Source organism: Pseudomonas sp. MM227, assembly GCF_947090715.1.
GTDB classification, from domain to species: Bacteria; Pseudomonadota; Gammaproteobacteria; order Pseudomonadales; family Pseudomonadaceae; genus Aquipseudomonas; species Aquipseudomonas baltica.
Genome location: NZ_OX352319.1, coordinates 988,042 through 1,006,351, shown reverse-complemented (window position 1 = coordinate 1,006,351; position 18,310 = coordinate 988,042). Strand labels below are relative to the sequence as shown.

Sequence of the window (18,310 nt, the reverse complement as noted above, 5' to 3'; positions counted from 1 at the left end):
TCTTGTCAATTCTTCGCGACGGCGGGCTTGTCCGCAGTCGGGGCGCTCGGTTCACGCCAGCCCACGGCCAGGCCGTTGGCATAGCGCAGGTCGATACGCGCGATATTCGTGATCTGGTCTTTGAGTGTCTTGTCGTAAATGGCGATAAAGCGGCGCATTTTTTCCAGCAAGTGGTCACGTCCCAGCAACAGCTCGATGCCCGGGCCGGCGCTTCCTGCGCCTGTGGTGAGAAACCAGCTGCCGCGTTCGGTCAGTTCCAGTCGGGCAACCGAATAGCCCAGTGGACGCAACATCTGACTCAGCACCTGGTATTGCTGCATCACCTGCTGTTGGGCCCGTACCGGGCCGAACAACTGCGGCAAGTGTTCGTAGTTGCCCAGTTCGCGAGGCGCGAACGCCTGGCCCTGGTTGTTGAGCAGCGATTCGTTGCCCCAGCGCGCGACCGGCAGTTGCTCCTCCAGGCGGATCACCACCTGGTCAGGCCACACCCGACGCACTTCGGCGTGGGCGATCCAGGGCATGGTTTCCAGCTCGGTGCGCATGCGGGTCAGGTCGATGCTGAAGAACGTCATGCCGACATAAGGCTGGATGCGCTCCTGCACCGACTGCTGGTTGATGTAGGCCAGGTCGCCCTGTACAGACACCTTGGTGATCGGGCGATCGGCGTAGGGCATCAGGTACTGGGCACCTTCGTAGGTGCCAAAGCCCAGACCCACCAACAGCACCGGCCACATCAGCTTCCTGAAGATGCTGAAATTGGCCTTGGGCAGGCGCACCGACAGTGGCTCCTTGGCCACCATACGGCTGGCGCCACGCGGCACCGGCTTGTTGCGGCCGATGGCGGGTGACTGATGGCGAATCATTGGGCCGTGCATGGTCTTAACCTCGCGCCTTGCAACTGGCAGCCAGAATCGCCAGCACCAACTGCTGGAAATCGAGGCCAGCCGCGTTCGCCGCCATGGGCACCAGGCTGTGATCGGTCATGCCTGGAGCGGTGTTGACTTCCAGCAGCCAGAAACGGCCCTGCTGGTCCTGCATCACATCCACACGCCCCCAACCCTGGATGCCGATGGCATCGCAGGCGCGGGCGCAGAGTTCGGTGAGTTCCTGTTCCTTGGCGGGAGCAAGGCCGCAGGGGATGCGGTACTGGGTATCGTTGGCGACGTACTTGGCGTCGTAGTCGTAGAACGTGTGGGGCGTGCCCAGCGCAATCGCAGGCAGCATCTGGCCACGCAGCGTCGCGACGGTGAACTCGGGGCCGTGGACCCATTGTTCGACCAGCACTTGCGAATCGTAGGTGCTGGCGGCTTTCCAGGCGACGACCAGTTCGTCGACGCTGTTCACCTTGGCCATCCCGATGCTTGAACCTTCATGGGCGGGTTTGACGATCAAAGGGAAGCCCAGTTCCCCAGCCGCAAAAATACAATCCTGCTCGCTGGCCAGCACGGCGTGCGACGGGGTCGGCAAGCCGAGGCTCTGCCACACCTGCTTGGTGCGCAATTTGTCCATCGCCAACGCGCTGGCAAGGATACCGCTGCCGGTATACGGGATGTCCAGGCACTCGAGCAACCCTTGCATGCTGCCGTCTTCGCCGCCGCGGCCATGGAGGATGATGAACGCCCGGTCGATCTTCTCCGCTTGCAGGCGGGCCAGCAGATCGTCGCCCACGTCGATGCCGAACGCGTCCACCCCGGCGCTCTGCAAGGCCTGCAGGCACGCGGCGCCCGATTTCAGCGACACATCGCGCTCGGCGCTCTTGCCGCCGTAGAGCACGGCCACGCGACCGAAGTCACTGGGCATGATCTGCGAGCGCAGGGTGCTGGGATCCAGAATGTTCATTGCGATTTCTCCGAGGCCTGCGCGAACAGCGGGCTTTTGAGCAACTGCGGGGCAAGACCACCGATGTCGCCGGCACCTTGGCAAAGCAGGATGTCGCCTGCGCGCAGCAGCGGCTTGACCAGTGGCGCCAGCTCGACGCCGCGTTCGATATAGATAGGGTCCAACTGGCCACGCTGGCGGATGCTGTGGCAAAGCTGACGACTGTCGGCGCCCGGGATGGGCTCTTCGCCTGCCGGGTAGACCTCCATCAGCAGCAGCACATTGGCGTCGGCAAGCACCTGTACGAAATCGTCGTACAGGTCACGCGTGCGGCTGAAACGGTGCGGCTGATATACCATCACCAGACGTTTATCGGGCCAGCCACCGCGCACGGCGCTGATCACTGCCGCCACTTCGCGAGGGTGATGACCGTAGTCGTCGACCAGCATCACGCTGCCGCCTTCGACCGGCAATTCGCCATACACCTGGAAACGTCGACCCACGCCCTGGAAGCCGGAGAGGCCCTGGACGATGGCGCTGTCGCTGATGCCTTCATCGGTGGCAATGGCAATCGTCGCCAGGGCGTTGAGCACGTTGTGGTTGCCCGGCATGTTGACCGACACGTTGAGCGGCTCGCGGTCGCGGCGCAGCACCGTGAAGTGGGTCAGCATGCCCTGCTGGCGCACGTTGATGGCACGCACGTCGGCCTCTTCGCTGATGCCGTAGGTCAAGGTCGGCCGCGCGATCTGCGGGAGGATCTCGCGCACGACCGGGTCATCCAGGCACACCACGGCCAATCCGTAGAACGGCAGGTTGTGCAGGAACTCGACGAAGGTCTTCTTCAGAACGTTGAAGTCGTTGCCGTAGGTCGCCATGTGATCGGCGTCGATGTTGGTGACGACGGCCACCAGCGGCTGCAGGTGCAGGAAGCTGGCGTCCGACTCGTCGGCCTCGGCGATCAGGTAGCGGCTGGTGCCCAACTGGGCATTGGTGCCGGCCGCATTGAGCCGGCCGCCGATGACGAATGTCGGGTCCAGGCCACCGGCCGCGAACACCGAGGCGATCAGGCTGGTGGTGGTGGTCTTGCCATGGGTGCCGGCCACGGCAATGCCATGCCGGTAGCGCATCAGCTCGGCCAGCATCTCGGCACGCGGCACCACTGGAATCCGCCGCTCCAGCGCGGTGGCGACTTCCGGGTTGCTGGTGTTGACCGCACTCGACACCACCAGCACGTCGGCGCTGGCGGCGTTCTCGGCACGGTGGCCGATGAAAATCTGCGCGCCGAACGACGTCAGTCGCTCGGTCACCGGCGAAGCCTTGAGGTCGGAACCGGACACATCGTAGCCCAGGTTCAACAGCACCTCGGCGATGCCGCACATGCCCACACCACCGATACCGACGAAGTGGATACGACGGATACGGCGCATTTCCGGTTGCGGAATGGCTCTCTGGTTCTCAACCATGGGCCACCTCCAGGCAGACGTCGACCACATTGCGCGTGGCATCGGGTTTGGCCAGGCGGCGGGCAGTGCTCGCCATGCTCAGGAGTTTTTCGGGTTGCATCAAAACCTCTTTCAGGCGCTCGGCAAGCTGTGCCGCGCCGGTTGTCGCTTGTGGCATCAGGAAGGCAGCGCCTTCGCGAGCCAGATAATCGGCATTGCGAGTCTGGTGGTCGTCGATCGCGTGGGGCAAAGGCACCAGCAACGACGGCAGGCCGGCGGCCGCCAACTCGCTGATGGTCAACGCACCCGCGCGACAAACCACCAGGTCGGCCCAGCCATACGCCTGGGCCATATCCTTGATGAACGGCGCGACCTGCGCCTCGACACCGGCGGTGCGGTAACGCTCGGCGGTGATTTCATCGTGCTGCTTGCCGGCCTGGTGGAACACCTCGGGGCGGTAGTGCGCAGGCACCTGAGCCAGGGCTTCGGGCAGCAGCTTGTTCAGCGGCTCGGCGCCCAGGCTGCCACCCAGTACCAGCAGGCGTGGCTGGCGACCGATGAGGGCCTGACGCGGCGTTTCCATGAACAGTTCGGTACGCACCGGGTTGCCGGTGGTACGCCGCTTGGCCGAGGCGGCGAAGGTGTCGGGGAAAGCTTCGCAGACCCGGCTGGCGAAAGGCACCAACAGGCGATTGGCGGTACCGGCCACGGCATTCTGCTCGTGCACGATCACCGGCACGCCGGCCAGCCGCGCGGCGACGCCACCGGGGCCGGTCAGGTAACCACCGAAGCCGACCACGCACACCGGCTGCAGCCGGGCGATGATGCGGCGCGCCTGGAACACGGCCTTGCAAATGGCGAACGGCGCCTTGAGCAGAGCCAGCCGGCTCTTGCCGCGCACACCGCTGACATCGATCAGGTGCAGTGGCAGGCCATTGGCAGGCACCAGCTCGTTCTCGATCCCGCGCGGCGTGCCCAGCCAGTGCACGCTGAAACCGCGCGCCTGGAATTCCCGTGCGCAGGCCAGCGCCGGGAACACATGGCCCCCGGTACCGCCCGCCATGATCAGCACATTGCCTTTACCGGCCATTGGGCGTCTCCTCGGCGAAATCGCTCTCGCTGAATTCCACCTCTTCGCTGCCCAGGTGCGAACGGCTTTCCCATTCGATGCGCAGCAGCAGCCCCAGACAGGCGCAGCAGATCACCAGCGAACTGCCGCCGTAGCTGAGAAACGGCAAGGTCAGACCCTTGGTCGGCAGCAGGCCGACGTTCACGCCAATGTTGATCAGGAACTGGCCGATCCACAGGAACGACAGCCCATAGGCCACGTACGCGGCGAAATACTGTTTGGCCCGCTCGGCCCAGTAACCGATGTACATGCCGCGGATACAGACGAACACGAACAAGGCCACGGTGCACAGTGAACCGATCACCCCCAGCTCCTCGGCCAGTACCGAGAACACGAAGTCGGTGTGCGCTTCGGGCAGGTAGAACTGCTTCTGCACGCTGTTGCCCAGGCCGACACCGAACCACTGGCCACGGCCAAAGGCGATCAGTGCCTGGGTCAATTGATAGCCCGAGCCGAACTGGTCGCTCCACGGGTCGGTGAAGGTGATCAGCCGCGCCATGCGGTACGGCTGCGCCTGGACCAGCACGAACACCGCACCGACCGCCAGAGCCACCATCAAGGCGAAGCGGAACAGGCCCACCCCACCGAGGAACAGCATCGCCGCCGCTGCGCCCATCATCACCACCGTGGCGCCGAAGTCCGGCTCCATCAGCAGCAGCCCGGCCATCGGCAACAAAACGAAGAACGGCTTGAAGAAGCCCATCCAGCTGTCGCGGACTTCCTGCTGGCGACGCACCAGATAGCCGGCCAGGAAGATCACCACGAACACCTTGGCGATTTCCGAAGGCTGCACGTTGAACATGCCGAAGCCGATCCAGCGCATCGAACCGTTCACTTCGCGGCCAATGCCTGGCAACAGCACCATCACCAGCAAGCCGAAGGCGGCGATCAGCAGCGTACCGCCCAGGCGCTGCCAGGTGGCGATGGGCACCATCATGGTGACGATGCAGGTACCGATACCGATCACCAGGTAGACCAGGTGCCGGATCATCATCGACAGCGAATTGCCCGAGTTGACCGCAGCTACTTCCGAAGAGGCCGAGGTGATCATCACCAGGCCCAGGCCGAGCAATGCCAGGCAGCCCGCGAGCATGGCGAAGTCGATGTCGATCCCGCGGCCACTGATCAGCGGCGAGGGAAATGGCTTGATGACACCAAAGATCATGACAGGCCCTCCACTGCCTGGGCGAACCGCCGCCCGCGTTCTTCGTAATTCTTGAACATGTCCAGACTCGCGCAGGCCGGTGACAGCAACACGGCATCGCCGGGCTGCGCCAGTTCGGCACACTGCTGAACCGCTTCCTCGATCGAGGCAACGGTAACTTGTGGAACGCCCGGCCCGGCCACGGCGGCGATGCGCGGGGCATCGCGGCCCAACAGCACCAGTGCCCGGCAGTGACGCTGGATGGGCTTGCCCAGCGCGGTGAAATCGGCGCCCTTGCCGTCGCCACCGGCGATCAGCACCAACTGGCCGTCGATATCGGCGCCCAGGCCTTCGATGGCGGCAATGGCGGCGCCGACGTTGGTGGCCTTGGAGTCATCGTACCAGGCCACGCCATCGCGCTCGCGCAGCCACTGGCAACGGTGCGTCAGCCCGGTGAATTCACGCAGGCTGGCCAGCATGGCGTCGAACGGCAGACCTACCGCGTGTCCCAGAGCGAGCGCGGCCAGGGCATTGGCCTGGTTGTGCGCGCCACGCACCTTGAGCGCGCTGACCGGCATCAAGTTATCGAACTCGTAGGCCAGGTACTTCTGCCCGTCTTCCTCGCGCAGGCCGAAGGCCTTGAAGTCCGGCTTGTTCAAGCCGAAGGTCCAGCACGGCATGCCTTCGCCGATCAGCGGCCGGCTCAGGGCGTCCTGACGATTGAAGACGAACTTGCGCGCGCCACGGAAAATCCGGTGCTTGGCCAGGTGATAGGACGGCAGGCCGCTGTAGCGATCCATGTGGTCTTCACTGACGTTGAGCACTGTAGCCACTTCGGCATTGAGCTGATGGGTGGTTTCCAGCTGAAAGCTCGACAACTCCAGCACGTACAACTCGACGTCGTCAGCGAGCAGATCGAGCGCCGGCTCGCCGAGGTTGCCGCCCACGGCCACGCGCTTGCCAGCCGCAACCGCCATCTCGCCAACCAGGGTGGTCACGGTGCTCTTGGCGTTGGAGCCGGTGATCGCCACGATCGGCGCCTTGGCATGCCGGGCGAACAGGTCGATGTCACCGGACAGGTGCACGCCGCGCGCCGCCGCCTGTTGCAGGGCGGGGGTCGCCAGCGCCAGGCCGGGGCTCACGTAGAGCTCGTCGGCGCGGCACAGGAACTCCACGTCCAGCTCGCCGCAACGCACTTCCACCTGGGGATAGTCACGCTGTAGCGTCGCCAGTTCCGGCGGCGCTGCTCGCGTGTCGGCCACGGCAAACGCCACGCCCTGGCGCGCCAGGAAGCGCACCAGCGACATGCCGCTTTTGCCGAGGCCGACAACGATGCGGAAGTGGGAAGAAGCGATCAGAGACACTCGTTCTACCTCAGCTTCAGGGTGGCAAGGCCGATCAACACCAGAATCACGGTGATGATCCAGAAACGCACGATGACCCGAGGTTCGGGCCAGCCCTTGAGTTCGAAATGGTGATGGATCGGTGCCATGCGGAATACGCGGCGACCGGTCAGCTTGAACGAGGCGACCTGGATCACCACCGACAGCGTCTCGACGACGAAGATGCCGCCCATGATGAACAGGACGATCTCCTGACGCACGATCACCGCGATGGTGCCCAGCGCGGCGCCCAGCGCCAGCGCGCCGACGTCGCCCATGAACACCTGGGCCGGATAGGTGTTGAACCACAGGAAGCCCAGCCCGGCGCCGATCAGCGCGCCGCAGAAGACGATCAACTCACCCGCGCCCGGCACGTAGGGAATCAGCAGGTATTCGGCGAACTTAATGTTGCCCGACAGATAGCAGAAAATCCCCAGCGCGCCGCCCACCATCACCGTCGGCAGAATCGCCAGGCCGTCGAGGCCATCGGTGAGGTTGACCGCATTGCTGGAGCCGACGATGACGAAGTAGGTCAGCACGATGAAGCCGGCACCCAATGGGATGCTGGCGTCCTTGAGCATCGGGATGATCAGGGTGGTTTCCACCGGGCTGTTCGCGGTCATGAACAGGAACACCGCCGCACCCAGGCCGAACACCGATTGCCAGAAGTATTTCCAGCGGCTGGGCAGGCCGCGCGAGTTTTTCTCGATCACCTTGCGATAGTCGTCCACCCAGCCGATGCCGCCGAACAACAGGGTGACGACCAGTACGACCCAGACGTAGCGATTGGACAGGTCGGCCCACAGCAGCGTGCTGATGGCGATGGCCGACAGAATCAGGGCGCCGCCCATGGTCGGCGTGCCGGATTTGGACAAATGCGATTGTGGGCCATCGTTGCGCACCGCTTGGCCAATCTGACGAATCTGCAGGGTGCGGATCATCCAGGGGCCCAACCAGAGGGCCAGCGACAGCGCGGTCAGTACGCCCAGAATCCCGCGAAGGGTCAGGTACTGAAAGACCGCGAAGCCTTTGTAGAACTGTTGCAGAAATTCCGCCAGCAGCAGCAGCATCAGTGTTTCTCCCCGCCAGGACCGCACAGTGCCGCCACGATGTTTTCCATCGCCGCGCTGCGTGATCCCTTGATCAAAATAGTGGTAGTGGAACCCTGCTCGGCGCCCAGCGCCGCAATCAGGTCTGCCTGGTTGGCGAAGTGTCGGCCCTGAGCACCGAACGCAGCGACTGCGTGGCTCATCAATGGGCCCACCGCGTACAGCGCGTCGATTTTGCCGACCGCGTATTCACCGACCTGGCGATGGCCCGCTTCGGCCCAGGCGCCCAGTTCGCCGATATCGCCGAGAACCAGGACGGTGTGCCCGGAAAAGCCGGCGAGTATATCGATTGCCGCACACATCGAGGTGGGGTTGGCGTTGTAGGTGTCGTCGATCACCCGCGCACCGTTGACCGCGAGCTGCGCCACGGTGCGGCCCTTGACCGGCTGCACTGCGTTGAGGCCTGCCTGGATGCCGGCCAGCGTCACACCCAGGGCATGGGCTGCGGCAGCGGCTGCCAGGGCATTGAGCACGTTGTGGGTACCGAGCAGGTTGAGCTGGACTGGCACCTCGCCGTCAGGCCCATGCAGGGTGAAGGACGGGCAGCCGCGCGCATCGCTGTGGCGGGCGCTGGAATGAAAGTCAGCCTTGGCGTTGTCCAGCGAGAAGGTCAGCACGGCATGCTGGCCGGCACGCGCCTGCCAGATTGCAAAAGCCTTGTCGTCGAGATTGAGAACGGCCGTACCGCCCTCGCCCAGGCCCTCGAGAATCTCGCCCTTGGCTTCGACGATCTTTTCCGGGCCGCCGAATTCGCCGACGTGAGCGGTGCCCCCATTGGTAATGAGTGCTACCTGTGGACGCGTGAGGCCCACTGTGTAGGCGATTTCGCCCAGGCGCGACGCGCCCAGCTCGATCACCGCTGCCGTGTGCTGTGGCGCCAGCTCGAGCAGCGTCAGCGGCGCGCCCAGGTCATTGTTCAGGTTGCCACGGGTGGCCAGCACCGCACCTTGTGTACGCAGGATGCTGGCGAGCATTTCCTTGACCGTGGTCTTGCCGCTGGAGCCGGTGATGGCTGCCACCGGACGGCTGAACGCAGCGCGGTTCAGCGCACCGAGCTGACCCAGCGCCAGGCGCGTATCGGCCACCACCAGCTGGGGCAGCGTCGTGCCAGCAACTTCGCGTTGCACCAACGCGGCTACTGCTCCCTTGGCAGCCACCTCGTCGAGATAGTCATGGCCATCGAAGCGAGGACCGGCCAGCGCGACGAACAGATCGCCGGCAACGATGGCACGGCTGTCGATGCTGACGCCGTCGAAGCGCGCATCGCCGCCACGCACGTGGCCTTGCAAGGCGTCGGCCAACTGGCTGAGGGTCATGGCGTCAAGCATCGACGTTCCCCCATGCGGCCAGGGCCTGTTCGGCCTGCTGCAGGTCGGAGAACGGCTGACGCTCACCATTGATCTCTTGATAGTCTTCGTGCCCCTTGCCGGCCAACACGATCACGTCATCGACCGAGGCAGCGCCGATCAGCTGGGCGATGGCCGCGCCACGGCCAGCCACAAACGTTGCGTTGGCTGCACTGGAGAAGCCGGCGCGAATGTCGTCGAAGATGCGCAGCGGATCTTCGCTGCGAGGGTTGTCGTCGGTCACCAGCACACGGTCGGCGAGACGCTCGGCCACCTCGGCCATCAATGGACGCTTGCCGCTGTCGCGATCACCGCCGCAGCCGAACAGGCACAGCAACCGGCCCTTGGCATGGGGGCGCAAGGCTTGCAGCACCTGGTCCAGAGCATCGGGCGTATGGGCATAGTCGACCACCACCAGCGGCTTGCTTGCGCCGCCCAGGCGCTGCATGCGGCCAACAGGGCCTTCGACGTTGCGCATGACCTTGAGGATGTCGTCAAGCGGATAGGCCATGCCCATCAGCACCCCTACCGCCGCCAGTACGTTGCTCAAGTTGAAGCGCCCGAGCAGGCGGCTGCTCAGGCTGTATTCGCCGTGCGCGGTGACCAGGGTGGCGCGTACGCCGTGGTCGTCGAAGCGGGTGTCACGGCAGAACAGCGTCGCGGCGCTGTCGGCGAGGCTGTAGGTGATCAAGCGTGAGTCCTGTTCCTGCTCGGCCAACTGCCGACCGAATTCGTCGTCCAGATTGAGCACGCGGCACTTGAGCCCCGGCCAGGCGAACAGCCGCGCCTTGGCCGCTGCATAGGCCTGCATGCTGCCGTGGTAGTCCAGATGGTCGCGAGACAGGTTGCTCAGCACCGCGATGTCGAAATCCAGCGCGGCCACGCGGCCTTGATCGAGCGCGTGCGACGACACTTCCATGGCCACGGCATGGGCGCCGCCCTTTTTCAGGTCATACAAGGTGGACTGCACGGCGATCGGGTCGGGGGTCGTCAGTCGGCCGCTCTGCAGGGCGCCGTAGAAACCGGTGCCCAGGGTGCCGATCAGGCCGCAGTGCTCGCCCAGCGCATCGAGTGCCTGGGCGACCAGTTGGGTGATGCTGGTCTTGCCGTTGGTACCGGTCACGCCGACCAGATTCACCAGCCGACTCGGCTCGCCGTAGAAACGCCCGGCAATGCTCGACAGCTGCGCGATCAAGCCTTTCACGGGAATCAGTGGTACATCGGTGAGCGGCAGCACGGTGCTGCCATCCACTTCGTAGGCCACGGCGGCGGCACCCAGCTTGAGGGCGTCGGCGATGTGCGCACGGCCATCGACCTTGCTTCCAGGCACGGCCAGGAACAGGTCGCCGAGGCGAACGTTGCGGCTGTCCAGGGTCAACTCGCGAATCAGCGGATCGCGGCTGGCTTCGGGAAAAAGCTTGCTCAGGGGCATGGTCATCAGCCGCGCCCTCCTTTTATCAATGGAGTCGCCGGTGCGGCGTTCACCTGCTGCTGTGGCACGGGCGGTGGCAGGTTGTCGGGCTGCACGTTCATCAGGCGCAACGTGCCGGACATTACCTTGCTGAACACTGGCGCGCTGACCAGACCACCGTAATAGCCACCCTTGCTGGGTTCGTCGATCACCACCACGATGGCGTAGCGCGGGTCGCTCATCGGACCGAAGCCTGCGAACAGCGAGCGATAGGCGTTCTCGGTATACCCACGCGAGCCGATGGTGGCCTTGCGCGCGGTACCCGACTTGCCCGCCACGTGATACGAAGGCACCCGTGCGCGATACACGCCGCGGGTGTCTTCGATGACTTGCTGAAGCATGCCCTGCACGGTCTTGGCGACCTTCTCGGGAATGACCTGCGCCGCGGTCGGCGGCTGGTCGCTCTTGAGAATGGTCAGCGGCACGATGCGGCCGTTGTTGGCGATCGCCGCATAGGCGTGCACCAGCTGCAGCGCCGTCACCGACAGGCCGTAGCCGTAGGACAGCGTCGCGGTCTCGGCCTTGCGCCATTCGCGATGGTTGGGCAGGTTGCCGACGCGCTCGCCCGGGAAGCCAAGGCCGGTGTACTGGCCCAGGCCAACCGCCGACATCACCCGGTAGATGCTTTCACCGCCGATGTCGAAGGCGACCTTGCTCATGCCCACGTTACTGGAGTTGATCAGGATGCCGGTCAGGTCGAGCACCGGGCCTTCGGTCTTGGTCACGTCCTTGATGGTGTAGCGGCCGATCTGCAAGGTACCGGGGTAGACGTCCACCTTGTCGGTGGGTTTCCAGCGGCCGGTTTCCAGCGCTGCACTCATCGAGATCGGCTTCATGGTCGAGCCCGGCTCGAACACGTCGATGATCGCCCGGTTGCGCATCGCCGCCGGCAACATGGTGCGGCGGTTGTTGGGGTTGTAGGTAGGCTGGTTGACCATGGCCAGCACTTCGCCGGTCTTCACGTCCATGATGACCATGCTGCCGGCCTTGGCTTCGTTCTCGTTGATGGCGTTGCGCAGCTCGCGGCTGGCCAGGTATTGCAGGCGCAGGTCAATGGACAATGCCAAGGTCTTTCCGGCCTTGGCATTCTTGGTCACCTGGACGTCCTTGATCAGCCGGCCGCGCCGGTCCTTGATGACCTGACGCTTGCCGGGCACGCCGGCCAGCCACTCGTCATAGGCCAGCTCGACGCCTTCGCGGCCGTGATCGTCGAGGTCGGTGAAACCGACCATGTGCGCAGTGACATCGCCGGCCGGATAGAACCGGCGGAATTCCTCGATGCCGTAGACACCCGGGGTTTTCAGGTCGAGCACCGAGGCGCCTTGCTCAGGCGTCAGGCCACGTACCAGATAGATGAATTCCTTGCTCGCCTGCGCCTCGAGACGGGCGGCCAAAGCCTTGGGCTCCTGCCCAAGCGCGCGCGCCAGTTCGGGCCACTTGTCCTTGGACAGCTGCATTTCCTTGGGATTGGCCCACAGGGTGGTCACCGGCGTGCTCACGGCCAAAGGCTCGCCGTTGCGGTCGGTGATCAAACCACGGTGCGCAGGAATGGGGATGTGGCGCATGCTGCGCGCATCGCCCTGACCGATCAGGAAGTCACGGTTGATGACCTGCAGGTAGACGATCTGCGCAACGATACCGGCGACCAGCAGCAACAGCAGGCCGACCATCAGGCGGAACCGCCACGGGAACAAGGCCCCGTCGAGCTTCATCATGGCGACACCATGCGAATTTCAGCGGCATCCGGGATGCGCATTTTCAGTTGTTCGGCGGCCAGGGTTTCGATACGGCTGTGAGCGGTCCAGGTGCTTTGCTCCAGGATCAGGCGCCCCCACTCGGCCTGCGCCTTGTCGCGATCGCTGAGCTCGCCGTACAGCGTATTGAGCAACTGCCGATTGATGTGCGCACTGTAGGAAACGCCGATGGCCGAAACCAGCACGGCGATGAACAGCAGCAGCATGAGAAAACTGCCGCCTGGCAGCGGCTTGTTGAGGAGCTTGCTCATCGCAGCTTCTCCGCGACACGCATGACGGCGCTGCGCGAACGCGGGTTGGCCCTGAGCTCGGTTTCGGAGGCGAATTGCGCCTTGCCGTGCAGCTTGGCTTTGGGTACGAAGGCTTCGAAACGCACCGGCAGGTTGCGCGGCAGGTTGTCGGCTTCGCCCTTGGTCAGTTTGCGCATGAACAGTTTGACGATGCGGTCTTCCAGGGAATGAAAGCTGATCACTACCAGACGGCCGCCGATTTCCAGTGCATCGAGGGCAGCCTCGAGGCCTGCCTCGAGGTCGGCCAGTTCATTGTTGACGTGAATGCGCAGGCCCTGGAAGGCGCGGGTTGCCGGGTTCTTGCCCTTCTCCCACGCCGGGTTGGCGACCTTGAGCACCTCGGCCAGGTCGGCGGTGCGCTCGAACGGCTGCACTTCGCGACGCTGCACCACCGCACGTGCCATGCGCCGGGCGAAGCGCTCTTCGCCGTATTCCTTGAAGACGCGGGCGATTTCTTCCTCGGCAGCGGTTGCGATGAACTGGGCCGCGCTCATGCCGCGCGAAGGGTCCATGCGCATGTCCAGCGGGCCGTCATGCAGGAAGCTGAAGCCGCGCTCGGCATCGTCGAGTTGTGGCGATGAAACACCCAAGTCGAGCAGGATGCCGCTGACCTTGCCATGCATGCCGCGCTCGCGCACTTCGGCGCCAAGTTCGGCAAAGCTGCGCTGTACAATGACAAAGCGGCCGTCTTCGGCCGCCAGCGCTTGCCCGGTGGCAATCGCTTGAGGGTCCTTGTCGAACCCCAACAGGCGGCCGTCGGGCCCCAGGTGGCGCAGGATCAGGCGGCTATGGCCGCCACGGCCGAAGGTGCCGTCCAGATAGCAACCATCGTCGCGCACGGCCAGAGCCTCGACGGCCTCGTCGAGCAGCACGGTGATGTGGTTGAAGCCGCTATCAATAGTCACAAGATCAAATCACGCAATTCTTCGGGCATGGCGCCCGGTTGTTGTATAGCTGCAAGGTCTGCCGCACTGACGGCATTCCACGCACCCTCGTCCCACAATTGAAACTTGTTCAGCTGGCCGACCAGCATCGCGTGCTTGTCCAGCCGGGCGTACTCGCGCAGGCGTGGAGGCACCAGGAAACGTCCGCTGCCGTCGAGCTCGAGGTCGACGGCATTGCCGATCAGCAGGCGCTGCAGGCGCCGGTTGCTTTCCACCAGCGATGGCAGGGCGCGAAGCTTGGCCTCGATGAGTTCCCATTCATCCAGCGGGTAGACACACAGGCAGGGGTCGATGGTATCGACCGTTATGATCAGCTGGCCGGCGCATTTGGAATCCAACTCGTCACGATACCGACTCGGCATTGCGAGCCGTCCCTTGGCATCGAGGTTGATCGGATTTGCTCCACGAAACACGTCGCGCTTCCCCTGAACTCAGACTTTTACACTCGAAAAACCCACTTTTCGCCACTTCCCGCCACTCGCGCACACTATAGGAACCCCCCCACCACACCGTCAAGGCGCGTCTGTAGGGAAAAGCCTTATAGATCGGAGATTTAGAACGCAAAATGAAGGGAAGACGGTATTTGAGACGCGTCGGGGAGGAACAAAGCCGTTTGAGTTCAAGCATCTGCGTCTTGAACTTAAAGTAGAGTCTCAAGACTAAGATTTTTTCGACATTACCAAAGGGGGTTTGGTAGCCGTTTTTTTCTGCGAAACAGCGCAAGGGACAACGAAGGGACGCGAAGGTAAAAGGTGGAGAGTCGATCTGTAAGCCGGGTTTTGTCGAGGACAGTCATTCCTCTACGATGGCCATCGCTGGACACCTCTAGCAACCTACCCGGTTCCAACGCGGGCCGCGCCATATGGAACCCTATTTGGTCTTGCTCCGAGTGGGGTTTACCTAGCCACGAACTGTTGCCAGACGTGCGGTGCGCTCTTACCGCACCTTTTCACCCTTACCGGCGCTTGCGCGCTTAGGCGGTTATTTTCTGTGGCACTTTCCGTAGGCTCGCGCCTCCCAGGCATTACCTGGCACTCTGCCCTATGGAGCCCGGACTTTCCTCCCCCCGCTCTGCCCAGCAACCTGGGTTGCGGAACAAAAACAGGCAGCGACTGTCCGATCGACTCTCCGGCGCGCAGGTTAACGACATGCACCGGCCAGGACAAGCTTTTATCGCTCCGATCGACCTGGAGCCGAACCAATCTCACGCCTTCTGCTTTTCCAGGGCCACCTGGTAGAGCAGATTCTTGCGCACGCCGGTGATCTCGGCCGCCACCGCGGCAGCGCGCTTGAGCGGCATCTCTGCCAGCAGCAGGTCCAGAATACGCATGACTTCGGTGCTGACGGCCTCATCGCTGACCGGCGCCGTCCATCCCGCCACCAGTACCACGCACTCGCCGCGCTGCTGATTGCTGTCGGCTTCCACGAATGCACGCAACTCGGACAGCGGCAGGCCTTTGAGGGTTTCAAAGGTTTTCGTCAATTCGCGCGCCAGCAGCGCAGAACGTTCACCGCCGAAGACTTTCTCCATGTCCTGCAGGCATTCGAGTATGCGATGCGGCGCCTCGTAGAAGATCAAGGTGCGCGGTTCTTCCCTGACCTGCTCCAGGCGCGCACAGCGACCGGCGGTCTTGGCCGGCAGGAAACCTTCGAAGATGAAACGGTCCGACGGCAGGCCAGCCGCCGACAGCGCCGCGATCAAGGCACAGGGACCGGGGACCGGCACTACCTGCACGCCCGCCGCACGCGCCTGACGCACCAGGTGGTAACCGGGGTCGGAGATCAGCGGTGTACCCGCATCGGAGATCAGCGCGATGTCATCACCCGCCAGCAGCCGCTGGATGAAACGGCTGCCTTCGTCCCGCTCGTTGTGCTCGTGGCAGGCCGCCAGCGGCGTATTCAACCCGAAGTGCTGCATCAGACGCACCGAATGGCGGGTATCCTCGGCCGCGATCAACGCTACTTCGCCCAGGATCTTCAACGCGCGCGCGCTCATGTCGTCCAGATTGCCGATGGGCGTAGCCACTACATAAAGTGTGCCTGGGGTGGAATTAGAAGCGCTTGAAGCAGTCACAGCACACACCTTGTCGTTCGGCCAAACCCGCATTGTACAGGCTCCAGGCCAGCCAGTGCTCGCCCAGCGATCCGGCACGGCCGACGTGAAACATTTGCTTGTCCTATATAAGGACAGGCTTGCCATCCTCGTCGCACCCCGGCCGATGCTTGGGTACACTTGCCCGTCTATTGATCGAGTAAATCAGGAAGATACCCATGACAGCCTGCCTGCGGCTTCTATCTGCCCTATGCCTCGCCGCCTTGCTGGCCGCGTGCGCCAGTTCGCCTTCATCCAATCTCGGTGAGCTGCCGCGCACGCCGGACGCGACCGTCGAGCAGCTGCTCGAACGCGCCACCGCCAGCAAGTCGCCGGAAGAAGCGGCAGCCTTGCGCCTGAGCGCGGCAGACCAGGCCGCTCGCCAGGGTGATCCAACCCGCGCCGCGCAGATCCTGCAGCAAGTGCGAATCGAACTGCTCAAGCCAGGCCTGCAGATATTGGCCAGCACCCTGGGCGCAGAGCTCGCACTGACCCGCAACGATGCCAAGGCCGCGCTTGCCGCCCTCGATCATCCGAGCCTGCAGCGCCTGGGCGAGCTGCCCGCAGACCAGCAGGTACGCGCGCATCTGGTGCGCGCTCGGGCCCTGGAAGCCGACGGCCAGATCCTGGCTGCGGCGCGCGAGCGCGTATTCGTGGCACCCCTGCTCAGTGGCGAGGTCGCCGGCCAGAATCACGAAGCCATCTGGGCACTGGTGGGTTCGCTGCCGGTGGAGCAGCTGCAAAACCAGGGCACCGACGACTTCGCCGGCTGGCTGAGCCTGGCCCTGGCCGTCAAATCGGCAGGCACCCTGGAACAGCAGCAGGCCGCCATCGATACCTGGGTGGCCCAGCACGCGGCTCACCCTGCCGCCAGACAGCTGCCTACCCCCTTGGTCAAACTCAAGGCCCTGGCCAGCCAGCCGCTGACCCGAATCGCCCTGCTGCTGCCACAGGAAGGCCAGTTGGCAGGCGTGGCCCGCGCCTTGCGCGAAGGCTTCATGGCGGCGTACTACCAAGCCCAGCAAGCCGGGCAGAAGCCGCCGGTCATCGACGTGATCGACAGCTCGCGCCTCAGCTCGCTCGACGACTTCTACCGCCAGGCGCAGGCGCAAGGCGTGCAACTGGTGATCGGCCCGCTGGAGAAAAATCTGGTCAAGCAACTGGCGGCACGCACCCAGCTGCCCCTGCCAACCCTGGCATTGAACTACAGCGACAACAACCAACTCGGTCCACCCCAGCTGTTCCAATTCGGCCTGGCCGCCGAAGACGAAGCGCGCGAAGTGTCCCGTCGCGCACGTGCCGACGGCTTGCACAGCGCTGCGGCAATGATCCCCAAGGGTGAGTGGGGCGACCGTGTGCTCAATGCCTTCCGCCAGGACTGGGAAGCCAACGGCGGCACGCTGGTTGCAGCCGAACGCGTCGACCAGCCGGTCCAACTGGCCCAACAGATCGCGGACATGCTCAACGTGCGCAACGCCGGCAGCGGCCTGCAGAGCAGCACCGGGACACAGGGATCGCGTCGCCAGGACATCGACTTCATCTTCCTCGCTGCCACACCGCAGCAGGCCCAGCAGATCAAGCCGACCTTGAACTTCCAGTACGCCGGCGACCTGCCGGTCTATGCCACTTCGCACGTGTTCAGCGCCAGCGGCGATCAGGCCCAGTACAACGACATGACCGGCATCCGCTTCTGCGAGACGCCGTGGTTGCTCGACACCAGCAACCCGTTGCGCCAGCAGGTTACCCGCCAGTGGCCGCAGGCCAACGGCAGCATGGGCCGACTGTATGCCATGGGCGTTGACGCCTACACCCTGGCCGCACGCCTGGGCCAGCTCAAGGCCCTGCCCGACAGCCGCATCGAAGGCCTGTCCGGCAACCTTGGCATGAGCGCCAGCCAACGCATCGAGCGCCAATTGCCGTGGGCGCAGTTCGCCGGTGGCCAGGTCCAGCGCCTGCCCAACACCACGCCGTAATGTCGCTGAGCCCCCGCCAGCAGGCGGGTCGCGAGGCCGAGCAGCAAGCCCTGGAGCACTTGTGCGCACAGGGCTTGACGCTGCTGGCGCAGAACTGGCTGTGCAAACGAGGCGAGCTTGATCTGGTCATGCTAGATGGCGATACAGTAGTATTCGTCGAGGTCCGCTATCGCCTGCATGCACAATGGGGTGGAGCGTTGGCCAGTATCGACGCCCGCAAACGCCAAAAGCTGGTGCTGGCCGCGCAATATTTCCTCATCAAGGAAGCGCGCTGGGCCCAGCATCCATGCCGTTTCGACGTGATCGCCCTGGAAGGCACCGGCACTCGGGCCACGCGCCTGAACTGGATCCGCAATGCCTTCGACAGCTGACACTCGACACCCTTGCCACCGGTTTTTGCTCTTTGCTTTGCGGGC

The 18,310-nt window shown here is 64.1% G+C and carries 16 protein-coding genes and 1 other RNA gene; 2 read left to right on the top strand and 15 right to left on the bottom strand.

The annotated features are described in order from the left end of the window. Positions 1–5 precede the first annotated feature (5 nt). The 15 genes from ONG87_RS04510 to rsmI all read right to left on the bottom strand — a co-directional run bounded on the left by ONG87_RS04510 (position 6) and on the right by rsmI (position 15,825). Positions 6–875, bottom strand: coding sequence for a cell division protein FtsQ/DivIB (locus ONG87_RS04510; protein WP_122479462.1), 870 nt, complete (start codon positions 873–875; stop codon positions 6–8). A 4-nt stretch (positions 876–879) separates the two neighbouring features. Further along, complete coding sequence (locus tag ONG87_RS04505; protein WP_264382281.1) at positions 880–1,839, bottom strand: D-alanine--D-alanine ligase; 960 nt, start codon at positions 1,837–1,839, stop codon at positions 880–882. Further along, positions 1,836–3,281 carry a UDP-N-acetylmuramate--L-alanine ligase gene (gene murC, locus ONG87_RS04500; protein WP_122713415.1) on the bottom strand — a complete coding sequence of 482 codons (1,446 nt, stop codon included), beginning with the start codon at positions 3,279–3,281 and terminating at the stop codon, positions 1,836–1,838. Before murC ends, ONG87_RS04505 begins: the two co-directional genes overlap by 4 nt. Further along, positions 3,274–4,350, bottom strand: coding sequence for an undecaprenyldiphospho-muramoylpentapeptide beta-N-acetylglucosaminyltransferase (murG, locus tag ONG87_RS04495; protein WP_122479465.1), 1,077 nt, complete (start codon positions 4,348–4,350; stop codon positions 3,274–3,276). Before murG ends, murC begins: the two co-directional genes overlap by 8 nt. Beyond that, positions 4,340–5,551: a putative lipid II flippase FtsW gene (gene ftsW / locus ONG87_RS04490; protein WP_264382825.1), complete on the bottom strand. Its 1,212-nt coding sequence runs from the start codon at positions 5,549–5,551 to the stop codon at positions 4,340–4,342. The genes murG and ftsW overlap by 11 nt, the downstream gene beginning before the upstream one ends. Then, a complete protein-coding gene (gene murD / locus ONG87_RS04485) occupies positions 5,551–6,897 on the bottom strand; it encodes a UDP-N-acetylmuramoyl-L-alanine--D-glutamate ligase (protein ID WP_264382280.1) in 1,347 nt (448 codons plus the stop codon). The genes ftsW and murD overlap by 1 nt, the downstream gene beginning before the upstream one ends. Positions 6,898–6,902: 5 nt before the next feature. Beyond that, positions 6,903–7,985 (bottom strand): phospho-N-acetylmuramoyl-pentapeptide-transferase, encoded by a 1,083-nt coding sequence (gene mraY / locus ONG87_RS04480; protein WP_122479468.1) that lies wholly within the window; start codon positions 7,983–7,985, stop codon positions 6,903–6,905. Beyond that, positions 7,985–9,352 (bottom strand): UDP-N-acetylmuramoyl-tripeptide--D-alanyl-D-alanine ligase, encoded by a 1,368-nt coding sequence (gene murF, locus ONG87_RS04475; RefSeq protein ID WP_264382279.1) that lies wholly within the window; start codon positions 9,350–9,352, stop codon positions 7,985–7,987. The genes mraY and murF overlap by 1 nt, the downstream gene beginning before the upstream one ends. Then, positions 9,345–10,808, bottom strand: a complete 1,464-nt coding sequence (locus ONG87_RS04470) for a UDP-N-acetylmuramoyl-L-alanyl-D-glutamate--2,6-diaminopimelate ligase (RefSeq protein WP_264382278.1) — start codon at positions 10,806–10,808, stop codon at positions 9,345–9,347. The genes murF and ONG87_RS04470 overlap by 8 nt, the downstream gene beginning before the upstream one ends. Next, entirely contained in the window at positions 10,808–12,553 is a 1,746-nt protein-coding gene (locus tag ONG87_RS04465; protein ID WP_163007622.1) for a penicillin-binding protein 2, read from the bottom strand. The genes ONG87_RS04470 and ONG87_RS04465 overlap by 1 nt, the downstream gene beginning before the upstream one ends. Beyond that, positions 12,553–12,846: a cell division protein FtsL gene (ftsL, locus tag ONG87_RS04460; RefSeq protein WP_122479472.1), complete on the bottom strand. Its 294-nt coding sequence runs from the start codon at positions 12,844–12,846 to the stop codon at positions 12,553–12,555. Before ftsL ends, ONG87_RS04465 begins: the two co-directional genes overlap by 1 nt. Continuing rightward, a complete protein-coding gene (rsmH, locus tag ONG87_RS04455) occupies positions 12,843–13,784 on the bottom strand; it encodes a 16S rRNA (cytosine(1402)-N(4))-methyltransferase RsmH (protein ID WP_122479730.1) in 942 nt (313 codons plus the stop codon). Before rsmH ends, ftsL begins: the two co-directional genes overlap by 4 nt. Positions 13,785–13,786: 2 nt before the next feature. Continuing rightward, the gene (gene mraZ, locus ONG87_RS04450; protein WP_122479473.1) at positions 13,787–14,242 is read right to left on the bottom strand and encodes a division/cell wall cluster transcriptional repressor MraZ; all 456 of its coding nucleotides are present in this window, start codon (positions 14,240–14,242) and stop codon (positions 13,787–13,789) included. Positions 14,243–14,581: 339 nt separating this feature from the next. After that, an RNA gene (gene rnpB, locus ONG87_RS04445) (RNase P RNA component class A) lies at positions 14,582–14,957 on the bottom strand. A 76-nt stretch (positions 14,958–15,033) separates the two neighbouring features. Next, on the bottom strand, positions 15,034–15,825 hold the full coding sequence (gene rsmI, locus ONG87_RS04440; protein ID WP_244647908.1) for a 16S rRNA (cytidine(1402)-2'-O)-methyltransferase: 792 nt from the start codon (positions 15,823–15,825) through the stop codon (positions 15,034–15,036). A gap of 275 nt (positions 15,826–16,100) precedes the next feature. Between rsmI and ONG87_RS04435 the strand changes: the two genes are divergently transcribed. Beyond that, on the top strand, positions 16,101–17,894 hold the full coding sequence (locus tag ONG87_RS04435) for a penicillin-binding protein activator (RefSeq protein WP_264382277.1): 1,794 nt from the start codon (positions 16,101–16,103) through the stop codon (positions 17,892–17,894). Beyond that, positions 17,894–18,265, top strand: coding sequence for a YraN family protein (locus ONG87_RS04430; RefSeq protein WP_122479476.1), 372 nt, complete (start codon positions 17,894–17,896; stop codon positions 18,263–18,265). Before ONG87_RS04435 ends, ONG87_RS04430 begins: the two co-directional genes overlap by 1 nt. The last annotated feature ends 45 nt before the right edge of the window (positions 18,266–18,310 follow it).

What these genes read in the sequence shown, in the direction of transcription:
- ONG87_RS04430 (WP_122479476.1), top strand. Translation starts at nt 17,894, where the DNA reads ATGTCGCTGAGCCCCCGCCAGCAGGCGGGTCGCGAGGCCGAGCAGCAA.
- ONG87_RS04505 (WP_264382281.1), bottom strand. Translation starts at nt 1,839, where the DNA reads ATGAACATTCTGGATCCCAGCACCCTGCGCTCGCAGATCATGCCCAGT.
- ONG87_RS04470 (WP_264382278.1), bottom strand. Translation starts at nt 10,808, where the DNA reads ATGACCATGCCCCTGAGCAAGCTTTTTCCCGAAGCCAGCCGCGATCCG.
- ONG87_RS04465 (WP_163007622.1), bottom strand. Translation starts at nt 12,553, where the DNA reads ATGAAGCTCGACGGGGCCTTGTTCCCGTGGCGGTTCCGCCTGATGGTC.
- ftsL (WP_122479472.1), bottom strand. Translation starts at nt 12,846, where the DNA reads ATGAGCAAGCTCCTCAACAAGCCGCTGCCAGGCGGCAGTTTTCTCATG.
- rsmI (WP_244647908.1), bottom strand. Translation starts at nt 15,825, where the DNA reads ATGAGCGCGCGCGCGTTGAAGATCCTGGGCGAAGTAGCGTTGATCGCG.
- mraY (WP_122479468.1), bottom strand. Translation starts at nt 7,985, where the DNA reads ATGCTGCTGCTGCTGGCGGAATTTCTGCAACAGTTCTACAAAGGCTTC.
- murC (WP_122713415.1), bottom strand. Translation starts at nt 3,281, where the DNA reads ATGGTTGAGAACCAGAGAGCCATTCCGCAACCGGAAATGCGCCGTATC.
- murG (WP_122479465.1), bottom strand. Translation starts at nt 4,350, where the DNA reads ATGGCCGGTAAAGGCAATGTGCTGATCATGGCGGGCGGTACCGGGGGC.
- ONG87_RS04435 (WP_264382277.1), top strand. Translation starts at nt 16,101, where the DNA reads ATGACAGCCTGCCTGCGGCTTCTATCTGCCCTATGCCTCGCCGCCTTG.
- murF (WP_264382279.1), bottom strand. Translation starts at nt 9,352, where the DNA reads ATGCTTGACGCCATGACCCTCAGCCAGTTGGCCGACGCCTTGCAAGGC.
- ONG87_RS04510 (WP_122479462.1), bottom strand. Translation starts at nt 875, where the DNA reads ATGCACGGCCCAATGATTCGCCATCAGTCACCCGCCATCGGCCGCAAC.